19 protein-coding genes, 1 tRNA gene and 1 pseudogene are annotated in these 20,316 nt (G+C 52.8%); 8 read left to right on the forward strand and 13 right to left on the reverse strand.

From position 1 onward, the window contains the following. Positions 1-151: 151 nt before the first annotated feature. From CDI09_RS18190 to CDI09_RS11460, 3 genes are all read left to right on the forward strand, one after another. Positions 152-298 (forward strand): hypothetical protein, encoded by a 147-nt coding sequence (locus tag CDI09_RS18190; protein WP_167370158.1) that lies wholly within the window; start codon positions 152-154, stop codon positions 296-298. A 280-nt stretch (positions 299-578) separates the two neighbouring features. Beyond that, on the forward strand, positions 579-929 hold the full coding sequence (locus CDI09_RS11455) for a zinc ribbon domain-containing protein YjdM (protein WP_078523977.1): 351 nt from the start codon (positions 579-581) through the stop codon (positions 927-929). Positions 930-1,354: 425 nt separating this feature from the next. Then, positions 1,355-1,942 carry a hypothetical protein gene (locus CDI09_RS11460; RefSeq protein WP_146220874.1) on the forward strand — a complete coding sequence of 196 codons (588 nt, stop codon included), beginning with the start codon at positions 1,355-1,357 and terminating at the stop codon, positions 1,940-1,942. Positions 1,943-2,137: 195 nt separating this feature from the next. Here CDI09_RS11460 and CDI09_RS11465 read toward each other — a convergent pair whose 3' ends face one another. The 3 genes from CDI09_RS11465 to ruvX all read right to left on the reverse strand — a co-directional run bounded on the left by CDI09_RS11465 (position 2,138) and on the right by ruvX (position 5,458). Continuing rightward, positions 2,138-3,772 carry a dihydroxyacetone kinase subunit DhaK gene (locus CDI09_RS11465; RefSeq protein WP_078523973.1) on the reverse strand — a complete coding sequence of 545 codons (1,635 nt, stop codon included), beginning with the start codon at positions 3,770-3,772 and terminating at the stop codon, positions 2,138-2,140. A gap of 126 nt (positions 3,773-3,898) precedes the next feature. Next, positions 3,899-4,822, reverse strand: a complete 924-nt coding sequence (locus CDI09_RS11470; RefSeq protein WP_078523971.1) for an MIP/aquaporin family protein — start codon at positions 4,820-4,822, stop codon at positions 3,899-3,901. 165 nt (positions 4,823-4,987) lie between these two features. Beyond that, complete coding sequence (gene ruvX / locus CDI09_RS11475; RefSeq protein ID WP_078523969.1) at positions 4,988-5,458, reverse strand: Holliday junction resolvase RuvX; 471 nt, start codon at positions 5,456-5,458, stop codon at positions 4,988-4,990. A gap of 75 nt (positions 5,459-5,533) precedes the next feature. Between ruvX and gatC the strand changes: the two genes are divergently transcribed. The 4 genes from gatC to CDI09_RS11495 all read left to right on the forward strand — a co-directional run bounded on the left by gatC (position 5,534) and on the right by CDI09_RS11495 (position 8,944). Continuing rightward, on the forward strand, positions 5,534-5,821 hold the full coding sequence (gene gatC, locus CDI09_RS11480) for an Asp-tRNA(Asn)/Glu-tRNA(Gln) amidotransferase subunit GatC (RefSeq protein WP_078527604.1): 288 nt from the start codon (positions 5,534-5,536) through the stop codon (positions 5,819-5,821). Position 5,822: 1 nt separating this feature from the next. Then, positions 5,823-7,307, forward strand: a complete 1,485-nt coding sequence (gene gatA, locus CDI09_RS11485; RefSeq protein WP_078523967.1) for an Asp-tRNA(Asn)/Glu-tRNA(Gln) amidotransferase subunit GatA — start codon at positions 5,823-5,825, stop codon at positions 7,305-7,307. Beyond that, the gene (gene gatB / locus CDI09_RS11490) at positions 7,304-8,752 is read left to right on the forward strand and encodes an Asp-tRNA(Asn)/Glu-tRNA(Gln) amidotransferase subunit GatB (protein ID WP_078523965.1); all 1,449 of its coding nucleotides are present in this window, start codon (positions 7,304-7,306) and stop codon (positions 8,750-8,752) included. The genes gatA and gatB overlap by 4 nt, the downstream gene beginning before the upstream one ends. A 99-nt stretch (positions 8,753-8,851) precedes the next feature. After that, positions 8,852-8,944 (forward strand) — tRNA-Ser (locus CDI09_RS11495). 176 nt (positions 8,945-9,120) lie between these two features. Here CDI09_RS11495 and CDI09_RS17765 read toward each other — a convergent pair. From CDI09_RS17765 to CDI09_RS11535, 8 genes are all read right to left on the reverse strand, one after another. Further along, positions 9,121-11,049: a relaxase/mobilization nuclease domain-containing protein gene (locus CDI09_RS17765; RefSeq protein WP_146220196.1), complete on the reverse strand. Its 1,929-nt coding sequence runs from the start codon at positions 11,047-11,049 to the stop codon at positions 9,121-9,123. Further along, on the reverse strand, positions 11,046-11,381 hold the full coding sequence (locus tag CDI09_RS11505; RefSeq protein ID WP_078523961.1) for a plasmid mobilization protein: 336 nt from the start codon (positions 11,379-11,381) through the stop codon (positions 11,046-11,048). Before CDI09_RS11505 ends, CDI09_RS17765 begins: the two co-directional genes overlap by 4 nt. 195 nt (positions 11,382-11,576) lie before the next feature. Further along, positions 11,577-12,062, reverse strand: a complete 486-nt coding sequence (locus CDI09_RS17770; protein ID WP_146220875.1) for a hypothetical protein — start codon at positions 12,060-12,062, stop codon at positions 11,577-11,579. Between the two features lie 13 nt (positions 12,063-12,075). Further along, positions 12,076-12,339, reverse strand: coding sequence for a hypothetical protein (locus tag CDI09_RS11515; protein WP_078523958.1), 264 nt, complete (start codon positions 12,337-12,339; stop codon positions 12,076-12,078). A gap of 313 nt (positions 12,340-12,652) precedes the next feature. Continuing rightward, a complete protein-coding gene (locus CDI09_RS11520) occupies positions 12,653-14,200 on the reverse strand; it encodes a rolling circle replication-associated protein (RefSeq protein ID WP_110571333.1) in 1,548 nt (515 codons plus the stop codon). A gap of 359 nt (positions 14,201-14,559) precedes the next feature. Continuing rightward, positions 14,560-15,567 carry a DUF4062 domain-containing protein gene (locus CDI09_RS11525; protein ID WP_078523956.1) on the reverse strand — a complete coding sequence of 336 codons (1,008 nt, stop codon included), beginning with the start codon at positions 15,565-15,567 and terminating at the stop codon, positions 14,560-14,562. 72 nt (positions 15,568-15,639) lie between these two features. After that, on the reverse strand, positions 15,640-16,764 hold the full coding sequence (locus CDI09_RS11530; protein ID WP_078523955.1) for a tyrosine-type recombinase/integrase: 1,125 nt from the start codon (positions 16,762-16,764) through the stop codon (positions 15,640-15,642). Positions 16,765-17,152: 388 nt separating this feature from the next. Beyond that, the gene (locus CDI09_RS11535) at positions 17,153-17,443 is read right to left on the reverse strand and encodes a tyrosine-type recombinase/integrase (RefSeq protein WP_236944582.1); all 291 of its coding nucleotides are present in this window, start codon (positions 17,441-17,443) and stop codon (positions 17,153-17,155) included. 190 nt (positions 17,444-17,633) lie between these two features. Between CDI09_RS11535 and CDI09_RS11540 the strand changes: the two genes are divergently transcribed. Next, complete coding sequence (locus tag CDI09_RS11540) at positions 17,634-18,284, forward strand: SOS response-associated peptidase (protein WP_078523949.1); 651 nt, start codon at positions 17,634-17,636, stop codon at positions 18,282-18,284. A gap of 266 nt (positions 18,285-18,550) precedes the next feature. Here CDI09_RS11540 and CDI09_RS11545 read toward each other — a convergent pair whose 3' ends face one another. Together CDI09_RS11545 and CDI09_RS11550 are read right to left on the reverse strand one after the other, a co-directional pair. Continuing rightward, positions 18,551-19,666, reverse strand: a complete 1,116-nt coding sequence (locus CDI09_RS11545) for a metallophosphoesterase (RefSeq protein WP_078527602.1) — start codon at positions 19,664-19,666, stop codon at positions 18,551-18,553. Between the two features lie 132 nt (positions 19,667-19,798). Beyond that, positions 19,799-20,316, reverse strand: a pseudogene (locus CDI09_RS11550) (hypothetical protein); the annotation flags it as partial.

A 20,316-nucleotide genomic window follows, 5' to 3' on the forward strand; every position in this document is an offset into this window, starting at 1 on the left:
TCCAGCCCCGCCATCGTTGCTGCATGCGCATGCGCGAAATGTGCGCCGCAGGCATGCTGGCGCAGCGCTGCCCTGTTTTCATACGCAACCGTGGCGCGGTCCGGCGGTTTACCCCTCTTGAAAGCCAGAATAGCTGGAGAGGAGAAAACCAATGCGAAACCTTGCGCGGATGATGATGGCGGCTGCCGTTCTGACCTGCCTTGCCGGGTGCGACAAACCCAAGCCCGCCGGTGGCGGCTCGGATGGTGGGGGTGGACCCGGTGTCAGCACCCATGGCGGCACGGCGCCCCAGCAGTAAAAAGGCGTAGCTCCCCTCTCCTTCTTCACAGCGCACCTGCTGATGCATGGTGGCGAAGGGCAACTGCCCTTTTGCCGCTGCCCTTTTGCCGCCGCATCAGTCGCGGGGGATGTGCCGGGGGTGATGGTTCGCCTCCGTCCGGCACGGTGTCCGGGTTGCCATGTGTTTCCCGGTATGGGTTTTTATCGGGGTGCGTGAAAAATCTCCTGTGCATGATCCATATCCTTCCTGTCAGGCCAGGCGTGCTTTACGGGCATGGGCCCAGACAGTAAGGATAATCATGGAAAACGATCTCAAATGCCCCGAATGCGGGTGCGCGCATGTCTACCCCGATGGCAGCCTGTGGACCTGCCCTGAATGTGGGTGTGAATGGAACCCGGCGGATAATGCCGGTGGTGCGGCGGAAGGCACGCGCGAAATACGCGATGCCAATGGCAATGTCCTGGCCGATGGCGATAGTGTTACGGTAATCAAGGACCTCAAGATCAAGGGGGCATCCTCCGTTATCAAGGGCGGCACCAAGGTCAAGGGCATCCGTCTGGTCGATGGCACGGACGGGCATGATATTGCCTGTAAGATTTCTGGTATTGGCGCGATCAACCTGAAGTCGGAATTCGTAAAAAAATCCTGATTTATTTTCTGTTCCGGCCATATTGAACAAAAAACGGGGTGAGGATTGCCTTCTCCCGTTTTTTTTTGGGGTCCTGTTAGCTGTATCTGATATTTTTTCCGTAATATGCTCAGGACCTGCATGCGCGACCCTGTTGCGGATTTTTATCCTTTACCTGTTAGGGAGCCATTATGAGTTATGACCTGACCCTTGTTTTCAGACCGGCATTAGAAAAAGCAGATTTCGTGGATTTTCTGTCCATTCGCAAAAATTACGTCATTGGTGATGCACAGTGCGTATATAAAAACGAGAATACTGGCGTTTATTTTGGTATCAATCTTGAATATTCATCAGGTCGTGATGTCCTGGCGCAGGTTGTCTGTCACATAAACTATTGCCGCCCCAGTTTCTTCGGTCCTGAAGCCGAAGGGGAGATTGCGGCAATCGTGGCCCGTTTCTCCCCCACGATCAGAAACCCGCAGGGTAACGACACGCAGGGTAATCCCTATTCTGCTGATGAATTTCTGACCGGGTGGCAGGCAGGCAATATCCTTGCCATTGGGGTAATGGAATCTGCCAGCCCGGCCGAATGCGCCATGCGCACAATACCGCATGATGTGCTGGTACGGAGCTGGGAGTGGAATGTCACGCTGGTCGCGCGCAGGGAACAGCTTGAGCGTGATCAGTTCATTCCCCGGATGATCTATCTGCTCATTGAAGGACAGGCCCGGACCGCCATCATATGGGGTGATGGCGTGGCTGCCGTGCTGCCACAGGTAGATTACGTGCTTGTGGCGCAGGTGCATGAGGGCGAACGGCGCTTTGGCTGTGTCAGCTGGGATTATTTCAGCACCGTGATGCAGCAGGCAGGCCATGCGGCTCATGAGGGCTTCGACCTGTATGAGCCACAGGGTCCGGGACTGGTCAGTGCCCTGATCGAGACGGCCATGCCCTTCAACCGTGAAACAATGGGCATCCTGCAGGCCGATGTGGTGCTGGATGAAGCCGATGTCAGGGCAGCGCTGGCAGCGTGAAAGGCGACGTTTCCCAGGCTTCCTGAAAACAGATTCGCCCAAGACGTTCTTTAAATTTAAAGCACGATCATGAACTGATTTTTCTGGCAGTTCCTGATTGAATTGAACGACCGCGTTCCGATGAAGCGTTCTGGTCAATGCTTCATCGGAAAACGCTTTCATCGCCTTTCAGGGCACTTCGTCCCCTGCCCCCGTTCAGCCAGCCGCAAGCCCTTCAAGCAGGCGGGCCACGGCCTCCGCGCCGGGGTCGGGCACGTTGCGCACATGCTCGCTGGGCACGTAGGCGGCGCGGCCCGCGCGGGCGCTGTCCATGGTGGTGGTGGCATCGGCCCCCCTGCGCGCGGCCAGGGCAGCCTGTTTCAGGTCTTTCCCTGCAGCCAGCGCCTCAAGGGCGGGGTAGAGTGCATCGATCATGGTGCGGTCGCCCGGTTTCGCGCCGCCGCATTCCATCATATGGGCCAGCCCTTCGCGCAGGGCCTGCTGCCAGGGCTGCTTGCTGCGTCCTGCCGCCGAAAACATGATGGCGAACAGCACCCCGCTTGAGCCACCGGCATGCTGGGTCAGGATATTGCCGATGGTGGTCATGAGCTGGTGCGGGTCATTCATGGGCAGGCGGTCGCGCACGGCGGTGATGTCACGCGCGGCGCTGGCGAAGGTGGAGCCCGCATCGCCATCGCCGATCTTGCCATCGAGTTCGTTCAGCGCGGCCTCGTTGGCCACCAGCACGTCAGCACCCCGCGCCAGCAGGCTGGCTACCGCCGGGTCATGGCCGGGCGTGAAGGGAAAGGCATCGGGCATGGTGGGCATGGGGGCCACGCTGGGGCTGCCAAACGTGGTGATGCCGGGCCATGCGTGCGGCTGGGCGGGGGCCTGCAGGGCGGTGGTGATGGCCTCGTCAAGCTCGATCAGGGTGAGCGAGAAGCCGTTCATGTCCAGCGCCGTCATGAGCGGTGCCGGGCCGATCACGTGCGAAATGCGGCGGGCGAGCGGCGTTTGGCTGAAGGCCTCGAGCAGCAGCGCCATCTCCACCTCAGGCACGGTGCCAAGGTTGTTGAGCACAAGGGCAAAGCGGGTGTTGCGCACGGTGGTGGGCAGGCTGGCCTCCAGCGTGCGTGCGGCGAGCGCCATCAGGTCATTCGCACCTGCCACGGCAATGCGCTGCGCGCCCGGTTCGCCATGAATGCCAAGGCCAAGCTCGGCCTGGTCAGCGGCAAGGCGGCTGGCGCGGGCGGGTTCATAGGGGTTGCAGTCCTCCAGCGCCAGGCCGATGGTGCGCATGCGCTTCGTGCCGTCGCGCACGAATTCGGTCACATGCTCAAGGGACCAGCCCTGTGCCGCACCATAGCCCGCCAGCTTGTGCGCCAGCACCGTGCCCGCAACGCCGCGCGGGGTGGCCGAGCCTGGCAGGGCGATGTCATCGCCCACGGTCACCATTTCCACCTTCTTGCCCAGCGCGCGGGCGCGCTCGGCGGCGAGGCCGAAGTTCAGCCGGTCGCCGGTATAGTTCTTGACCACCAGAAGGCAGCCTGCCTCCCCTGTCGTGGCCAGGATAGCAGCCAGGATTGCATCGACGCAGGGAGATGCGAACAGCGCGCCACATACTGCGGCCGTCAGCATGCCATGCCCCACAAAGCCCGCATGCGCAGGCTCATGCCCCGAACCACCACCCGAAATGACCGAAACCTCGCGGCGGTCGATCTCGCGGCGCATGATTACGCAGGTATCGGGGTAGCCATCCAGGCGGCACAGGTGATGGCCCGCGCTTGAGCGCAGAAACCCGTCCAGTGCTTCGGTTACAACAGTTTCGCGCGTGTTGAAAAAACGCTTCATTCTTATGCACTCTCCCTCGGCCGCCCATGGCAGGCATGGCGGCGCGGCACTATGGCCGCTAATTCCCCCGTAGCAAAATAACGGAATATGTCACGTGTGGGTTGCGCCTTGCGCGGGCCTGCCTGTTCAGGCCGGTCCCGCGCCGGGGGGCACGTGGTCGGGGTCATCGGGGTGGTTGAGCTTGCGATGCGGGTCATCCAGCCCCGGTACGCGGCCATGGTGGCCAAAATTGACCAGACGCGCCTCAAGCAGGTGCAGCTTGCCCAGCAGGTTCATGCGAATGGCCATGACCGCAAGTGACGCTCCGGCAAAAGGCCCTACCACGTAAATCCACAGCCCCGACCATTGTCCGGCAAACAGTGCCGGAGCCAGCGTGCGTGCGAAATTGACGCTATTGCCCGAAAGCCATGCCGTAATCGGGTTGAGCACGAGAAAGAACAGCCCGCCCGACCACGGCGTGATGAACTTCCATCGCGGGTGGGCGGCCAGCCAGTACAGCATGGCGATCAGGGCGGCGGTCACGAACATTTCCGACCACATGGCCCACCAGATCGAGATCTGGCCATACGGCACGGTGGCGCCATAATGCACTGCCACGGCCATGTTGCCCCACCATGCGATCAGCCTGCCTGCTTCATACACTACGGCCGTGCCCACAAAGGCGCCGATGACCTGCGCTATCATGTAATTGAGCGCATCCACCCCGCCGATGCGCCTGGCCAGCGAGAACGCCAGGGTGACGGAAGGGTTGATATGCGCCCCGCTGACCTTGCCGAACGGCGTCATGGCGGCCGCCGTGCCTGACAGGCCAAAGCACAGGCCGCACAGCGCGGTCTGGACATAGGGGTGATGCATGAGCGGGGCCGAGAACGGGCTGCCGGGCGCGGTCAGCAGGATGACCGCGCTCAGGCCGAGGATCATGAGGATGGCGGTGGCGATCGCCTCGCAGAAATACAGCTTCCAGTGAAACAGGTTGTGCGGGTGCGGGTCGCCTGCCAGCGGGCGGTCATGCACGTGGATGTGAAGGTACGGCAGGTGTGGCAGGCGCATGGCCGGGCATCCTTGTTTATGCAACATGGGTCCGGCGAAAGAAGCGTGTGGGAGGGGTCACGTCCCGGTGCGCGCCGGTGGTGGAGGCCACCATAGCAGCCCCCGCACCACCGGGGTCCGGTTTTGGCACAATCCAGTCATGCCATCACGAATTCGAAAGCGCCCCTACCCTTGCGGGATCGAGGCATCAAGGGCGGCCTGTAATATGTAGGCCGCCGCCATCTGGTCCACCACCTCGCCCCGGCGCTGGCGCGTCATGTCCGCCTCGGAAATCAGGAAGCGGTTTACGGCGGAGGAAGAAAGCCGTTCATCCCACATCGCCGCAGGCAGGCCGGTCATGGCAGACAGGTTCATTGTCCAGTCCCGCGCCGCCTGGGCGGCGGGGCCAAAGCTGCCATCAAGCGACAGCGGCAGGCCTACCACCAGGCCGCCCACATCCTGCGCGCGGGCGATCTTGCCGATTTCGGCCGCATTGACCGACAGTTTTGCGCGCCTGAGCGCCATGTGCGGGGAGGCGAGCATCAGGCCGACATCGGACAGGGCGATGCCGATCGTTTTTTTGCCGGGGTCAAGGCCAAGCAGGCGCTGGTCGCGGCGCAGGCCTGCGCGGAGATCGGATATGTTGAACAGGGGCATGGTCGGGGGTATGTTCCTCAGCGGTCCTGCGTTGCAGGATATTCTGCCCCTGTTCTGATGGAAAGTTATTGCTTCATGTCGCTTGATCCCGCGACCGTCCGCCGCATTGCCAGACTGGCACGGATTGGTATTGACGAGTCTGATGTTCCCGCCCTGCAAGGGGAGCTTAACGGGATCCTCGGCTGGGTCGAGCAGTTGAATGAGGTCGATGTCGAGGGGGTGACCCCCATGGTCGGCACGGGCCATGCCGCCCTGCGCACGCGCCCGGACGTGGTGACCGATGGCAACTGCCGCGATGCCGTGCTGTCCAACGCGCCTGACGGCGTTGGCCCCTTCTATACCGTGCCCAAGGTTGTTGAATAAGATGAGCCTGACCGAACTGACAATCGCCGATGCCGCCCAAGGCCTGCGTGCGCGCAAATTCAGCGCCGTGGAGCTGGTGCGCGCGCATACCGACGCCATCGATGCCCTGAACCCGCGCCTGAACGCCTACATCACCCCCACCAAGGATGCAGCGCTCAAGGCGGCGCAGCAGGCGGATGAAGCGCTGGCAAAAGGTGAGGCCCGCAGCCTGACCGGCATCCCGCTGGGCATCAAGGACCTGTTCTGCACCAATGGCGTGCGGACCACGGCCGCGAGCAATATCCTCAGGAATTTCGTGCCCCCCTATGAAAGCACGGTCACGGCCAACCTGCTGCGCGATGGCGCGGTGTTCGTGGGCAAGACCAACCTTGATGAATTCGCCATGGGGTCGGCCAATATCACCTCTGCCTTCGGTCCGGTTGAAAACCCGTGGAAGCGCAATGGCGATGATGTGGCGCTGGTGCCCGGTGGCTCATCGGGCGGGTCGGCTGCCGCCGTGGCGGCAGGGCTGGCCATGGGGGCGACCGGCACCGATACCGGCGGGTCCATCCGCCAGCCTGCCGCCTATTGCGGCATTGTGGGGCTCAAGCCGACCTATGGAAGGTGCAGCCGGTTTGGCACCATTGCCTATGCCTCGTCGCTCGATCAGGCAGGGCCGATGGCGCGCAGCGTGCGTGACTGCGCCATCATGCTCCAGTCCATGGCCGGTTTTGACGAGCGTGACAGCACCAGCGTCAACTGCGACGTGCCGGATTATTCCGCAGCCATAGGCCGCAGCCTGAAGGGGCTTAAGGTTGGCATCCCGGCCGAATACCGCGCCGAGGGTCTCTCCGCCGAGATTGCGGCGGCATGGCAGCAGGGTATCGACTGGCTCAAGGCGGCAGGCTGCGAGATTGTGGATGTGTCCCTGCCGCACACCAAATATGGCCTTGCCACCTACTATATCGTGGCGCCCGCCGAGTGTTCGTCCAACCTTGCCCGCTACGATGGCCTGCGCTTTGGCGAGCGCGTGCCGGGCGACACACTCGATGCCATGTATGAAGCAACGCGCCGCGCGGGCTTCGGCCCCGAGGTGCGCCGCCGTATCATGATGGGCACCTATGTGCTCTCGGCGGGCTATTACGATGCCTATTACCTGAAGGCCCAGAAGGTCCGCACCCTCATCCGTCGTGACTTTACCGAAGCTTTCCAGAAGGTGGATGTCCTGCTCACCCCCACCGCGCCCACTCCTGCCTTCGCGCAGGGTGAACAGAGTGATGATCCGGTCCAGATGTACCTGAACGATATTTTCACCGTGCCTGCCTCCATGGCCGGCATGCCCGCCATGTCCGTGCCTGTGGGGCTAGGTGCAACCGGCCTGCCGCTGGGCCTGCAGCTTATTGGCCGCCCGTTTGACGAGGAAACCCTGCTGGCCACCGGCAGCGCGCTGGAACAGGCCGCAGGCTTCACTCACCGTCCTGCCATCCGTGCGGAGGCCGCGAAATGACCTACACGATCGAAGGCAAGACCGGCGCGTGGGAAATCGTGGTGGGTCTTGAGGTCCATGCCCAGGTCATCAGCCATTCCAAGCTGTTTTCCGGTGCATCGGCCTCCTATGGCGGTGAGCCGAACACGCATGTGAGCCTGGTCGATGCAGGCTTTCCGGGCATGCTGCCGGTGCTGAACCAGGAATGCGTGGCCCAGGCCATCCGCACGGGGCTTGGCCTGCGTGCGCGCATCAATCTGGAAAGCCGGTTCGACCGCAAGAACTACTTCTATGCCGATCTGCCCACGGGTTACCAGATCAGCCAGTTTACCCATCCGATCGTGGGTGAAGGCACGGTCGAGATCGAACTGAGCGATGGCACCGTGCGCCATATCGGCATCACGCGCCTGCACATGGAGCAGGATGCGGGCAAGTCCCTGCATGACCAGGACCCTGCCCGCTCCTTCATCGACCTCAATCGCGCCGGCGTGGCACTGATGGAGATCGTGAGCGAACCCGATATCCGCTGCCCGGAGGAAGCAGGCGCCTACCTGCGCAAGCTGCGCCAGATCCTGCGTTATCTGGGCACATGCGATGGCAACATGGAAGAAGGCTCCATGCGTGCCGACGTGAACGTGTCGGTGCGCAAGGCGGGTGAGCCGTTTCGCACGCGCTGCGAGATCAAGAACGTCAACTCGATCCGCTATGTCATGCACGCCATCGAGGTCGAGGCCACGCGCCAGATCGAGGTGTGGGAAGACGGTGGCGAGGTGGATCAGGAAACCCGCCTGTTCGACCCTGCCCGCAACGAGACCCGCTCGCTGCGCAGCAAGGAAGATGCCCACGATTACCGTTACTTCCCCGACCCTGACCTGCTGCCGCTGGTAGTGGAACAGGCATGGGTGGACGAACTGGAGCGTGGCCTGCCCGAACTGCCGGATGACAAGCGCGACCGCTTCGTCAAGGAATATGGCATCCCCCGCTATGATGCCAGCGTGCTGGTGGCCGAGCAGGCCATTGCCGATTATTATGAGGAAGTGGCCAAAGGCCGCGATGCCCGCCTTGCCGCCAACTGGGTGACGGGCGACCTGTTTGGCGCGCTCAACCGCACCGGTCGCACCATTGCCGACAGCCCCATTTCGGCCGCTGCACTTGGCGGCATGCTCGATCTGGTGTCGGACAAGACCATCAATGGCAAGATTGCCAAGGAAGTGTTCGAGGACATGCTCGAGACAGGCGACAGCGCTGCCGCCATTGTCGACCGCAAGGGCCTGAAGCAGGTAACGGATACGGGCGCGATCGATGCTGCTGTGGCCGATGTGATGGCCCGTAATGCTGACAAGGTGGAAGAATACCGTGGCGGCAAGGATCGGCTGTTTGGCTTTTTCGTTGGTCAGGTGATGAAAGCCATGGCGGGCAAGGCCAATCCGGCCATGGTGAACGAAGCCCTGAAAAAAGTTTTGTAAAAACGGGCTTTAACGCATTTTAGGGCTTTGCAGGGTTGCCGCAACACGCTAGAAGCAGCCCTGCAAACGCCGTGTTACTTATAATGCGCGCTCTTCGGCGGAGGGGTGGCCGAGTGGCTGAAGGCGGCGGTTTGCTAAACCGTTATACGATGTCAAGTCGTATCGAGGGTTCGAATCCCTTCCCCTCCGCCAACAAGCCTAATCTATTGACACCAATGAACAATGTTGTAAAAAACCCGAAATAATCGGCGGTTTTTCTGCATTTTTTTAGCGTGCTGTCAAGCCAAAAAAATCACCTGATATCTAACAACAATTCAACAACAACAACAGAATCCCCCTGCCCTGCTGTTGGTGGATTCGTCGTGTTGTCACCTGATTCGCAAGCCTTCGGATGCATCTTGTTCAGGCGTCTGATTTTGGTCTGTCTGATGGCCTGAAACCTGCTGATGATATTCCTGCGCTTGTTGTGCAATCAGTTTATCCAGCGTCTTGTTTTCATCTTCAATGCGTATGTGTTCGCGGATTTCACCGTGCGCGTGCGTGATATGCGTTTTTAACCCGTCTATATCTGCGAATTGTGACTCATATTTTGATGTTTCACCGTTCCAAATCTTCCTTAATTCAATTAATGTCAATTTGTCGTATTCGTTTGCCGATTTATCTAATTCCTTCATATATAACTCAGGGAACAGATTCGCTATTTGTTCACTCATGTAGTCGTTTCCAAGGTCGTTTAACCATTCCTGAAATCCTGCATGTGGCACGTCATGTTTTTTGCATAAATTCGAATATGTCATATATGCCGAACGATATAAACCAAGTGCTTTATATGTCACCGTTTTCTTTTCTTGTTCGGTCATTAAATCAAAGTCTTCACGTGACACGGGTGGCTGAACATCTGGTTTTTTAATAATAGGTGTTGGCTTATTTTTTCTTATTGAATATCCGAATAAGCGCAGGAACATATCAACAAGTAACAAAGATACATTTGCATCTATAGATTTATTATATGTATCTATATGATACTCTTGGTCTTTTATATTTTTGTATTGTTCTCTATAAAAATCACGATTGCCCGTTTTTTCTTTTGCTAATTTATCTTTTATATTTTGTAAATATTCAGGCGTGATAATCGCAAACTTTTCCCTTTTTTTGAAATCCCCGCGCTTTCTTATTTTTGCTGATGCGATGACATTTTTAGAATGTGCGACTGGTTTTTTATAATCTCGTTGTTCTGTTCCGCTATCGTGTTCAACAGGTCTAAAATCTGCTGAATCGGGTCTGGCTGGTCGTTTTCTGGTTTGTCTGTTAGCAAATCCAAAATCTGTCCTGTGTCCGCTTTCACCTTCATCAATGTCGGGTTTTCTTGTGGTCGTGTGGTCGTTTTTGGTTTTTGCTGAATCGGCTTTTTTGGTGTTGGTGTCGGTTTCTTTTTTTCTTCCGTTTTCGTTTTGTTCGGCCATAATTTCATTGGTCTGCTCCTTGTAATCATTAAACATTTTTGCAAAATCTTGTTTCTTAATTTTCAAAAGTCGGCTGGCTGAACCAACCAAGACACCGTCCCGCTCAATTATGAACGTGTCCTTTTTGATTCCTTTTTTTAGTAAAAATCCGTTTTCATTTAATGCGCTGATAAACGCTTTTATGCCGTCGCATTGTTTCCATATCGCTGATATGCGGGCCTTCTCATCTGGTAGTGATAAGCCCTGGCGCTCTGCTATTCTGCGGGTTTCTTCACCATATGATGCGTGCGGTAACGGTGCGCTTGTTGTGTGCTGTATGGCTTTCGCTTGTGCTGTTTTCCCCTCATCAAGCAACTGTTTAAAAACGGCTTTGTTGTGCTTGCCTGTTAAGATTTTCTGACCTGTTCGGATTTCGGACAAACGGCTAAGTTTCTCGTTTCTTTTGTAATTATTCCGCATATTTAAGGCTTTGCCTGTCTGCGGGTTTAGATGCGGGGCAATTAAATGCCAATGTATCGGGCTGTTGCTTGCGGTTGCGCGTTTTTTGCGGTGTTCAACAATCACGCAATCATTTAATTCAAAGCCATACTCTTTTGATATCGCTTTAAAATCTTCTTGCGCTTGCTCTCTTGATATTTCTTTATCGGGGGAAATCTTAAAATGATGAAAGCCATACTTTAGCCCCGCATTGTGTGCATCTTGCATCATGTCTTCCATTGTTTCGGGACAACCCTGCAATGGTGTAATTTGTTCGTTTGCGGGTCCGCTGAATATGTGTTTTGCGGTCTTTTGGTGCCCCGCTGATGCCAATATTTGCCCGCCTTTTATAATCATGACAACCGCCCCCGCATTGATGCCGTTAGTTTTGCTAACTGCTTGCGTAAGCGTGTTATTTCTTTCAATTCGTCGTTTATGTTTCCTATTTGTTCGCCACCGTTCACGCGCTTTGCAATCTGATTCAGATTGTTGCCCTGTGCTGATAATTCGCGCCTAATCGCTTGTAATTCCGTGCGTATTTCGTCGCCTTTTGTGTTGGTTACAATGGCTTGCGTAATATGCTCACGGACAAGAACAGAAAGGCTTTTTTTTATTGATTTTGCGTATGACTGCGCTTTTGCTTTTTCGTTGTCGGTCATACGGATATGCAATGTTGATTCGCGTATCATTTTTGCAAATCACAGTTTTATGCCGTGCGTATAATGTGCAAGCCACACGTCTATATTGCTTGCGTCATCTTTATTGAATTCAATATATTTCAATAATTCTTTTTTTTCTTGTCTTGATAAATGTGATACCCTCATATCAAAATATGTTATGTCATCATGTGATGTATTATTTTCCTTTTTCATTATCATTCCCCCTTATTTATTATATTCTGCTAACTTTTTTAGAATTGTATTTTTTGCTATTCGTGTCGTTTTTTTTGTCTGCAATGTTCTTGAAAAAGCAGACCACCATCCTTTTGACATATATACATAGTTTGGTTGTAATTCTTTCCATTTTTCACATATATATTCTTTCATTTCTTTTGATAATGTTGTGCTGTAACATTTTCCAGACATTGTGACACCGAACATTTTGAAACCATAATATTGATTTACTGATTTCATAATTGCGTTTATTTTTGCATTTCTTCCTTGTTTTTCAAACGGTCTTATTTTTATAGAAAAATTAACCGTCTCCTGTGCTATCTTTTTCAGTTTTATATCATCAAAAAATATCATGTCTTTCGTAATAAATTGCGTCGGCGTTTTATGTATTTGATAGACTGAAAACAAAGATTTGCCACCGATGATAGGCATACCGACGGTTTCCGTCATTGATGCTAAATAATTGTAATCAATCATATCTTTTCCCCTTTTATATCTTGTTTCTTTCGTTAATATTTTGTGTGAAATTAGGTTTTTCAGGTGTTTTGATTTCTGGTTTCTTTACTTCTTCATCGGTCTTGATTTCTTCTTTTTTGTTTTCTGATTTGTGTATTTTCATCAAGTCTGTTTTAATTTTCTGCAAACTATTGATGTGTGTTATTGTGTAGCGGTTGCCCTGATTGTTCAGTTCGGCATTTTCAAAAATATTGATAATTTCATTTAACTTGTTGATTAATATTGACGTGTTTGACATTGATGTATCTCCTTGCAATTTATTCATGTGTATTCATGAACTTCATACATCTATGTAAACAGATATATTCTTAATACTCAAGAAAATCGTGTATTGTTGTCTATATTGCCAGGCATGGCGAATGTTAACACATTCACCAACTGGCAAAGGGGATAAAATCCCCTGTTGAACCCCTTTTCATCAGCATCATGACGCTGCGCGGGCTACGCCTGACGATTGCTCATCGTCATCCTGATGACCGCCGATATTTTGCCGTGTGCGCCTGCTTTTTGCTCATGGAAAGGCGAAGGAAGGGCGTCCCCTTCCGGTGCCTTCACAGCCTTCTACGGGCATCTGTGACGTATCGGGCATACTGGTGCTGTCTGCATGGTGGCGGTATCCCCGTTATGTGTTTGTGTGACGTGTTTGTTTCCATATTTTGACTCCTTTTTTCTATTGACATGATTGCGTATTTTTGTATTTGTGCTATTGTTGGACCTCTTACGCGCACCCGTTCTTTTTTATTAATATTGTATACCTTATCGACTACACTACAGTTTCCGCCATTTTTGGAATGACCACTTGGAATACAAAAACTGACGGCTTGAATCTTCGACGTTTCTGACGACAACCACGAACAACAACATTTTTTTAAATCTTTGAAAGCGCCAAGGTTATCAAGAACGGTCATCATGTTTCTTCGCTCTATGTGAAGCTTGATATATCGTTCCCTGTTGAATTGTTTTTTTTGTTCCGTTGTCATCCCTGCTTTGATTGATGCAAGCCTTTTGCGTCCAGCCTTTGACAACTTGTTATTATCGAAAACATTCACTTCGTGCGGGATTCTGAACATTCGGTCGTATGATTTGATGACGCCCTTTGGTATTCCGAAAAAGCGGGTTTCTGATGACACGACGAACTTTGATTCCTGTTTGTGGTGGTCATTGATGACATCAACTTTGGTGATGTATCGTGCCACGTGTTTTGCTGTTCCTTCGGTTATTCGTTGGATGCATTTTCCTTCACCAAAAGGATGATTTGCGTACTTTTTGTATAAGTTAAGTTCCATTTCATCGATTATGTCTGATGGTGTAAATATGATGGCATGCATGTGCCATATTCCAGATGGCCGTTGTTCCATGGATTTCATGCCGAAGTTTTTGATATTTCGGTCATGTAGGGCTTTCTGCAATCCGTTCCATATGTCTGTGATGCATTGCTTTGATTGTCTGATGTTATTGCGGTCGCATGTTATTGTTAGGAACGTGCCCTTGTAGTCGTGACGTTGTGCGAACTCTTCCAAGCCACCAAGCAATGCGCGATTTCTGTACAATCTGGAACGCTTGGCGCGGTCGTTATCGGATAGGTCATATATTGGCTTAATGGTTTCCTGTTTTCCGTATTCATTTTTTCCAAAATGATACCAGTTGGTGGGCTGTTTGCTGTCATCATCTGTTATCGGTTCCTGGCCTGTTATCGGTTCGATTTCATTGAAATCAGGAAACTGTGACAAGACACGTGAAGCCCAGTCGTTTCCTTGTTTTTTGTATTCATTCAGGTGTGAAATCAGGCATGCCTTCAGTTCCCCGATTGTCCACCTTTCAGGTGTTCCGTCATCCCTGATTACGTCCACAGGGTCGGTATCGGATAACATTGATATGTTTGGTATGTGTTCGCGTCTTAGCCGTGTGACCTGTTGTTTGATAACGGGCTGTGCCTTTGCCATTTGCCACATTGATAACGGCGTATATGACGGGGCTGGTGGCTTGATGACGGGTTTTGATTCCTGTTCAGCCATCTGCCACATGCTGACGGGCTTAAACTTTTTTGCATGTGATTGATTTTTTTTCTTGATGTTTTCACATTTGTTTATTACATTCATAGTTATAGACCTCGTGCTATTTTGGTGCGAATGTTCCTTTTGTCTGGGGGGATTGCGGGAACGGGTTAATTAGTTTGGGGCATCACCATTTTATGGTGGTGCCTTTTCTATTATGAAACCAGATTTTTATGAAAAAGCAAAGAAAATTATTGACCTTTATGTTCAGGTCATTAGCATAAACGCCCTTAAAATGTAATTCTTTCGGCATCATGGTGTGGCACGTTGATTTTGTGAAAAATCAACTATGTCCCGAAGCGCCACGACAAGCATCACGTCAAGCGTGATGCTTGTGTTTGATGCCACCCACCTTCTAAATGGATTTCAAAAGTACGACTGATGTCATTTATTATTTTATATATTTAGAACGGTATTTCATCATCGTCGCCAGGCGTATTTAATTCTACTAAACTTATTAAAGAATCATCCCAGTCGCCGGGAAGCATCGGCTTTAAAGATTTATTTTCATCAAATAGTGATTTTGACACTTGGAATATATAATGTGTATCTTTACCCATACTGACATTGTAAACGGTAAAATCGTCTCTATCTTCTTCATCCCATAATTTGGGTGAAGAAACTAATTTTTTGCCTGCGCGAGCATAGCGAAGCCATTCGTCCATTTCATGTTCGTTGGTAAAAAATAGTCGATATCTCACACGTAAAAGTTTCCGCATTGCTGAAAATAAAGGATGATTTTGGATAAGGATTTCATCCATCATGCGGTTCTTATCGTCTGAATCGCCACTTGTTGATGTTGTGCGGTAAAGTTCTGCTAATCCTTCTAAAGTGGATGTGACCTGTTCCATTTTATTCATCATATCAACAAGTCGAACCTGCGCTTCTCCGTCAAGAAATCTTTCAAATAATCCAGCCCATTGTTCTCTTAAGTACGTAATAAGTTGTGGCATGCTATCAAACGGGAATATTTGATTATTCGCGCTCATGGCATATATTTCATCTATGAATTTATATACTCTAACATCATCAACATGTGAATATTGTATGCCCTTGACATCCTTGTTTTTTACGTATGTAAAATACTCAGACATGACACCAGATTCTATAAATATATAAACCTGCTTACCCTGCTTTTGTGCAGTTTTTAATTCTATATTTGATATGGAATATTTATCTGATGCTTTGGATTGTGAACCAAACCGTCCCCCAATAATTGATATTAAGATATGTACTTTATTAATTTCATTGTAGCAGTAATCTTCCAGGGCAGATTCTTTTCCGTAGGGTATTTGTCCTCTTTCGTTTAATACTGGCTCATAACCCATATCTCTTATAAAGTGTTCGAGTTCCCCACGAGCCAGCCGTAAATCATAAAAAGTAGAACTAACAAAAATACGCGGTTTAGCCATAAAAATGTGCCTTATTGAAGGGAATATATTTCCCCAAAAAAATATGTGTTATATCACAAAAAATCAACGATTTTATATGTCTTGTTCCAATTTGGCGCGGATGTCTTTTTCGCTGGCGTTCACATACCGCAACAGCGTTTGCATCGATTTGTGACCTGACTGGTTTGCGATAGCCCCGACCGATAGCCCTTTGTCTGCAAGCCTGCTGACTGCTTCGTGACGCAAATCATGAAGGCGTAGGTCTTTCAGTCCTGCTTTGTCACGCGCCCTGACAAACCAGTTTTCGACCGTATGTGATGAAATCGAAAACAGCGGTGTGTTGTCTGGTTTTGCCTTGATGCCATCATATAATGGCTGGACTGCTTGAACTGCCCGTGATGATAGATATACGACGCGTCTGTGCCCGTTTTTCGTGTCTTTTTTCGTGACTGACCAGCCTCGCTTTGTTCGGCTGATTTCGTCTTTTGTGATGCTAAGGATTTCGGATTTTCGCATTCCTGTTTCGATGGATAATGTCATAAATGGCGTCATCTGGTCGGCATACATACCGTCTGCGATGGCATCCATTAAAACTTCTTCTTCATATTTGTTAAGTCGTCTTTGTCTGTTTCCGTGAACTGCGGGTAACGCAACGTCTTTGACGGGGTTTGAAATATCAAGCCCCCAGCCGTGTTTTGTCACTGGTTTTCCAGCAATTTCATAGATTGCTGAAATCCTATATATATCATTTCTGACGGTTGACGGTGACTTTGTTCTTGACCGTTCTTTAACCCATTCGGCTATCATGTGCGGTGTTATTTCGCAAAGTTTCATTTCTGAAAATCTTGATTGTTGCCATGCGTTCAATCTTAATAATGCTTGCTTGAAACCTTTCAGCTTATCCAGTTCAGTTAGCTTATATTCTTGGATTGCGCGTGATAGCGTCCAGTCGATTGACGGCGTTGCGTCTTGCAGTCGTTCGTCTTCACGCTGTGCCTTCTTAGATTTTGCGGGTGCGGTCTTTTTCGGAATGTAGTCGTATTTATCAAACGGCTTGCCCGTTGCCAGTTCGTCCTTAATTGCGCGTTCAACTCGTTCCGTCCATTCCTTCGCCTGCGACCTAACTGGGAACGTAAGCGAAACTGAATGACCATTAAGCCTGACGGTCCCCGTATATTTCCAGGCTCCTACTTTCCCGCGTTTCTGAATCTGTTTCATGGAATCCGCCTGTTTTTGGTTGTTGTTGCCCCTATAATTAACATTCTAACAACAAATACAAAAAAAAAGACAACAAATACAGGAAATCCGTAGCTTAGGGGGAATTGCTAAACCGTTATACGATGTCAAGTCGTATCGAGAGTTCGAATCTCTTCCCCTCCGCCAATTAAACCAAATAAGTTATTGTTTTAACTATAACTTATTGGGCAGAGGTATTTCTGGCCCCAGACACAGCCCCAAATCAATTTTTTATGTCCGCGTGCGTTCGTGGCCGTTCGTCATCTCGGATGAGCGATTTATGCCTTCCTCTTCCGCCAGAACTTATTGAAAAATAAGAAGAAATTACTAAGCCCCCTACGGGGCGCTTTGGTCGTTTTGGGATGGTTTTTCAGGCTGGTGTGGTAGAAATTGTGGTACCTGCCTCGAAAATCTGCTCTGCCTGGAACTGGACACGCTCCTGTTCCTCCACGATCAGGAAGCCCAGATAGTTCTGCTCGGTCACCTTCACGGAACTGTGTCCGAGATGCCGGGACAGACGATAGATATTCCCCCCTTCCTTCAGCCAGCGCACCGCAAAGGCATGCCGCAGGCCATGCACCTTGAAGCGCCGCATGATCTGGATGTGGTTGGATGAGAAATTGGCGAACGGCCTGCCCGTGGTGCTGCTCGTGTGGAGCAAGTCGGTTGCTACTCCTTGTTCCAGCGTCCACCCGCGACGGTTTGTTCTTCGATTTGGCCGGGCAGCGCTTTCAGCGTCTTCAGCGCAGGGTAGAAAACCTCTGAATTCGAGGGGTTTAATCGTTATTTTCCTACAAGGTAGATACCATCAGGCATGGAACCCATATCTGGACTTGCGACAGGAAGATGTGATGTGCAACCTCTATGCGATGACCAGTAGCCAGCAGGCGATCTGGGAGGCGGCTAGGGTCATGATAGACCGCACCGGCAATCTCCGGCCGCTACCCGAGATCTGGCCCAACACCATGGCGCCCATCGTACGGAACGTGCCGGATGGACGGGAACTGGTCATGGCGCGTTGGGGCATGCCCACGCCGCCGGGATACCTGAAAGGCCACAGGGTCGATCGGGGCGTGACCAATATCCGCAATCCGACCTCGACGTGGTGGAAACGCTGGGAAGATGTGGCGCATCGCTGTCTGGTGCCACTTACGGCTTTTTCCGAACCGGAGCGCCTGCCGGATGGCACCAGCAGGCCCGTTTGGTTTGCCCGTAGCGATGGTGAGCCGCTGGCTTTCTTTGCAGGAATCTGGTGCCAGTGGACATCGGTGCGGAAGCTGGCGGATGGTGAGACCACGGATGATCTGTTCGGCTTCCTGACCACCTCCGCCAATCAGGAAGTAGGTGCCCTTCACCCGAAAGCCATGCCAGTCATCCTGATCCGGCCGGAAGAACTGGAACTGTGGATGAAGGCGCCCTTGGAGGAAGCCCTTCAACTGCAACGTCCCCTGCCCGATAATGCCCTAACAATGGTAAATGCTTCTGCTGGAGGTAATTATTAAATCTCGTACTCGGCGGGCTGGTGCGCGGTCGGCCATTGGACAGAAAATAGGATATAGCGGATATCCTGAACCATAACGAACCCGGGCCGTTACATACGCATCACCAACATCGTGCTGACCTGAACCGACATACCGTAAACGTGGCCTGTCTGGATGGGAGCAATCACCCGAAAGAGACGGGAAAGCCAGCGCAACTGGCCGGTACCTTGCATGTTGAAAACGCATCGGAATATTGAAATGTCCCGGATCAGGGTAAGACACTGGTCTTATCCCGCACGCAGGCTGAAACGGGTGATTTCGGACGGCCTGCCCAACCGGAGTGCGAAGCCCGGCCATAGCCCGGTGCCATTACTGACGTAAAGCGTCATGCTCCCCACATCGTAGCGCCCGGAGACAAATCCGCTATTGCCACGTGCAACGAGACGGTCGAGGCCTGAAATCATCCCGCCATGTGTATGCCCCGATAGTTGAAGGGCGACACCCTGTGCTGCAGCGGCACGCGCCTCACCGGGTTGATGATCGAGCAGTATGACCGGCACCCCGGCGGGACAGCCTGCAAGGGCTGCCGCCAGATCCGGGCCAGCCTGCCCATGACCGGGTGCTGACCGGTCGGTGACGCCAGCAATGACCAGTCCGGTCTCTCCCCTTGTAATGACCGCATGGCCATTCAGCAGCATATTAAAGCCCAGTTCCGACAGGTGCTGCATCCAGTCGGCATAATCAAAGAAATACTCATGGTTTCCCGGGATCGCCAGAACACCATCCGGCGCATGTAAGCCCGCAAGCGGTGCCACGTCGGCACGGCGCATGGCTACCGAGCCGTCGATGAAGTCGCCCGTCACGACAATCATGTCGGCGCCAGCCGCGTTGGTGCGGTCGACGACTGCCCTCGCCCATCTCGCGGGAAACAGCCGACTGATATGCATGTCGGTCAACTGGACCAGCCGGTACCCGTCAAACGCGGGCGGGAGACCGGGAATGGTAACGCTCACGTCCCTGACCGGCGGTACCCGCAGCGCATTGGCGACACCGATGGCGGCAAGCATCCCGGCAATACCGCCCACGGCCGCCCGCGCGCCCACCGGGATATGCACTGGCTGCCACGTCACCAGCGCAACCAGCAGTGCACCAAGATCAAGCGCGATCTGGAGCAGGGTGAGAAACACGATCGCCCCGAAGGCCCAGTTGAACGCGATGATAAGAGGCCGGGGGAATTCTGGCGCAAAGATGGACCCCGAAGAAAGCCGGGACCAGTAATGATAGAATGCGGCGACGACCACCAGTACAGCCGCTGGTATTTTCAGGCCCAGGGGAAGTGGTAACGGCCAGAGCCAGTTCAGGATCACGACAAGAAGGGGTAGTCCAAAAACAACAAGGCGCATTACAGCCAGTATCCTCGCACGAAAGCGCAGGAAGACATCTTCCGTCCCCTGCGCCCGGGCCATACATATCGGTAAAATGTCTGTCAGGTTGTCAGGCGTGCCCGTTATGCCAGAAACAGGGGGGCGGATGCTTCAGGAGAATTTTTCCCCGACCATTTCCTCGCTTTTTGCCCACAAAGCTTCGGCATGTACGGGATCGACCGCGTAGGCCCGCACGCCTGCACTGACCAGGCTGCTCGGCTGGTCATCGGGCACGACCGGGCTTACGTGGCAGTCTTCGCAGTAATGACCGCCGATCGCATCCGCTTCCGCCACCACGCCCGCCCAGACTGATGTGGCCGCACCCTGCGGAATGGTCTTGAACCGGAATGGTGGCTTGCCGTCCGCCGCGGCCTGTTCATTGACCCGTGCCACCATCGCCTCAATGCCGCCTGCTGGCATATAACGCGTCAGTTCGGTCAGGATGCCACCTGGATGCACCGCCGTGGCGCGCACCCCGCGTGCACGATGCCGTGCATCAAACGTAACGGCAAACAGAATATTGGCCGTCTTAGCAGCCTGTCGGGTTGGGGTACCCTGTGAAGGGGTAAGGCTGTAGAGTGTCGCGATGAGCCGCTTCATCCCGTTTGACCGATCCCAGCCGTATCTTC

It is taken from the genome of Komagataeibacter nataicola (genome assembly GCF_003207795.1).
In the GTDB taxonomy this organism is placed as follows: Bacteria; Pseudomonadota; Alphaproteobacteria; order Acetobacterales; family Acetobacteraceae; genus Komagataeibacter; species Komagataeibacter nataicola.

Coding starts and splice junctions, on each gene's coding strand:
- CDI09_RS18190 (WP_167370158.1), top strand. CDS start 152: ATGCGAAACCTTGCGCGGATGATGATGGCGGCTGCCGTTCTGACCTGC.
- CDI09_RS11455 (WP_078523977.1), top strand. CDS start 579: ATGGAAAACGATCTCAAATGCCCCGAATGCGGGTGCGCGCATGTCTAC.
- CDI09_RS11465 (WP_078523973.1), bottom strand. CDS start 3,772: ATGAAGCGTTTTTTCAACACGCGCGAAACTGTTGTAACCGAAGCACTG.
- CDI09_RS11470 (WP_078523971.1), bottom strand. CDS start 4,822: ATGCGCCTGCCACACCTGCCGTACCTTCACATCCACGTGCATGACCGC.
- ruvX (WP_078523969.1), bottom strand. CDS start 5,458: ATGCCCCTGTTCAACATATCCGATCTCCGCGCAGGCCTGCGCCGCGAC.
- gatC (WP_078527604.1), top strand. CDS start 5,534: ATGTCGCTTGATCCCGCGACCGTCCGCCGCATTGCCAGACTGGCACGG.
- gatA (WP_078523967.1), top strand. CDS start 5,823: ATGAGCCTGACCGAACTGACAATCGCCGATGCCGCCCAAGGCCTGCGT.
- gatB (WP_078523965.1), top strand. CDS start 7,304: ATGACCTACACGATCGAAGGCAAGACCGGCGCGTGGGAAATCGTGGTG.
- CDI09_RS17765 (WP_146220196.1), bottom strand. CDS start 11,049: ATGATTATAAAAGGCGGGCAAATATTGGCATCAGCGGGGCACCAAAAG.
- CDI09_RS11505 (WP_078523961.1), bottom strand. CDS start 11,381: ATGATACGCGAATCAACATTGCATATCCGTATGACCGACAACGAAAAA.
- CDI09_RS17770 (WP_146220875.1), bottom strand. CDS start 12,062: ATGATTGATTACAATTATTTAGCATCAATGACGGAAACCGTCGGTATG.
- CDI09_RS11515 (WP_078523958.1), bottom strand. CDS start 12,339: ATGTCAAACACGTCAATATTAATCAACAAGTTAAATGAAATTATCAAT.
- CDI09_RS11520 (WP_110571333.1), bottom strand. CDS start 14,200: ATGAATGTAATAAACAAATGTGAAAACATCAAGAAAAAAAATCAATCA.
- CDI09_RS11525 (WP_078523956.1), bottom strand. CDS start 15,567: ATGGCTAAACCGCGTATTTTTGTTAGTTCTACTTTTTATGATTTACGG.
- CDI09_RS11530 (WP_078523955.1), bottom strand. CDS start 16,764: ATGAAACAGATTCAGAAACGCGGGAAAGTAGGAGCCTGGAAATATACG.
- CDI09_RS11540 (WP_078523949.1), top strand. CDS start 17,634: ATGTGCAACCTCTATGCGATGACCAGTAGCCAGCAGGCGATCTGGGAG.
- CDI09_RS11545 (WP_078527602.1), bottom strand. CDS start 19,666: ATGCGCCTTGTTGTTTTTGGACTACCCCTTCTTGTCGTGATCCTGAAC.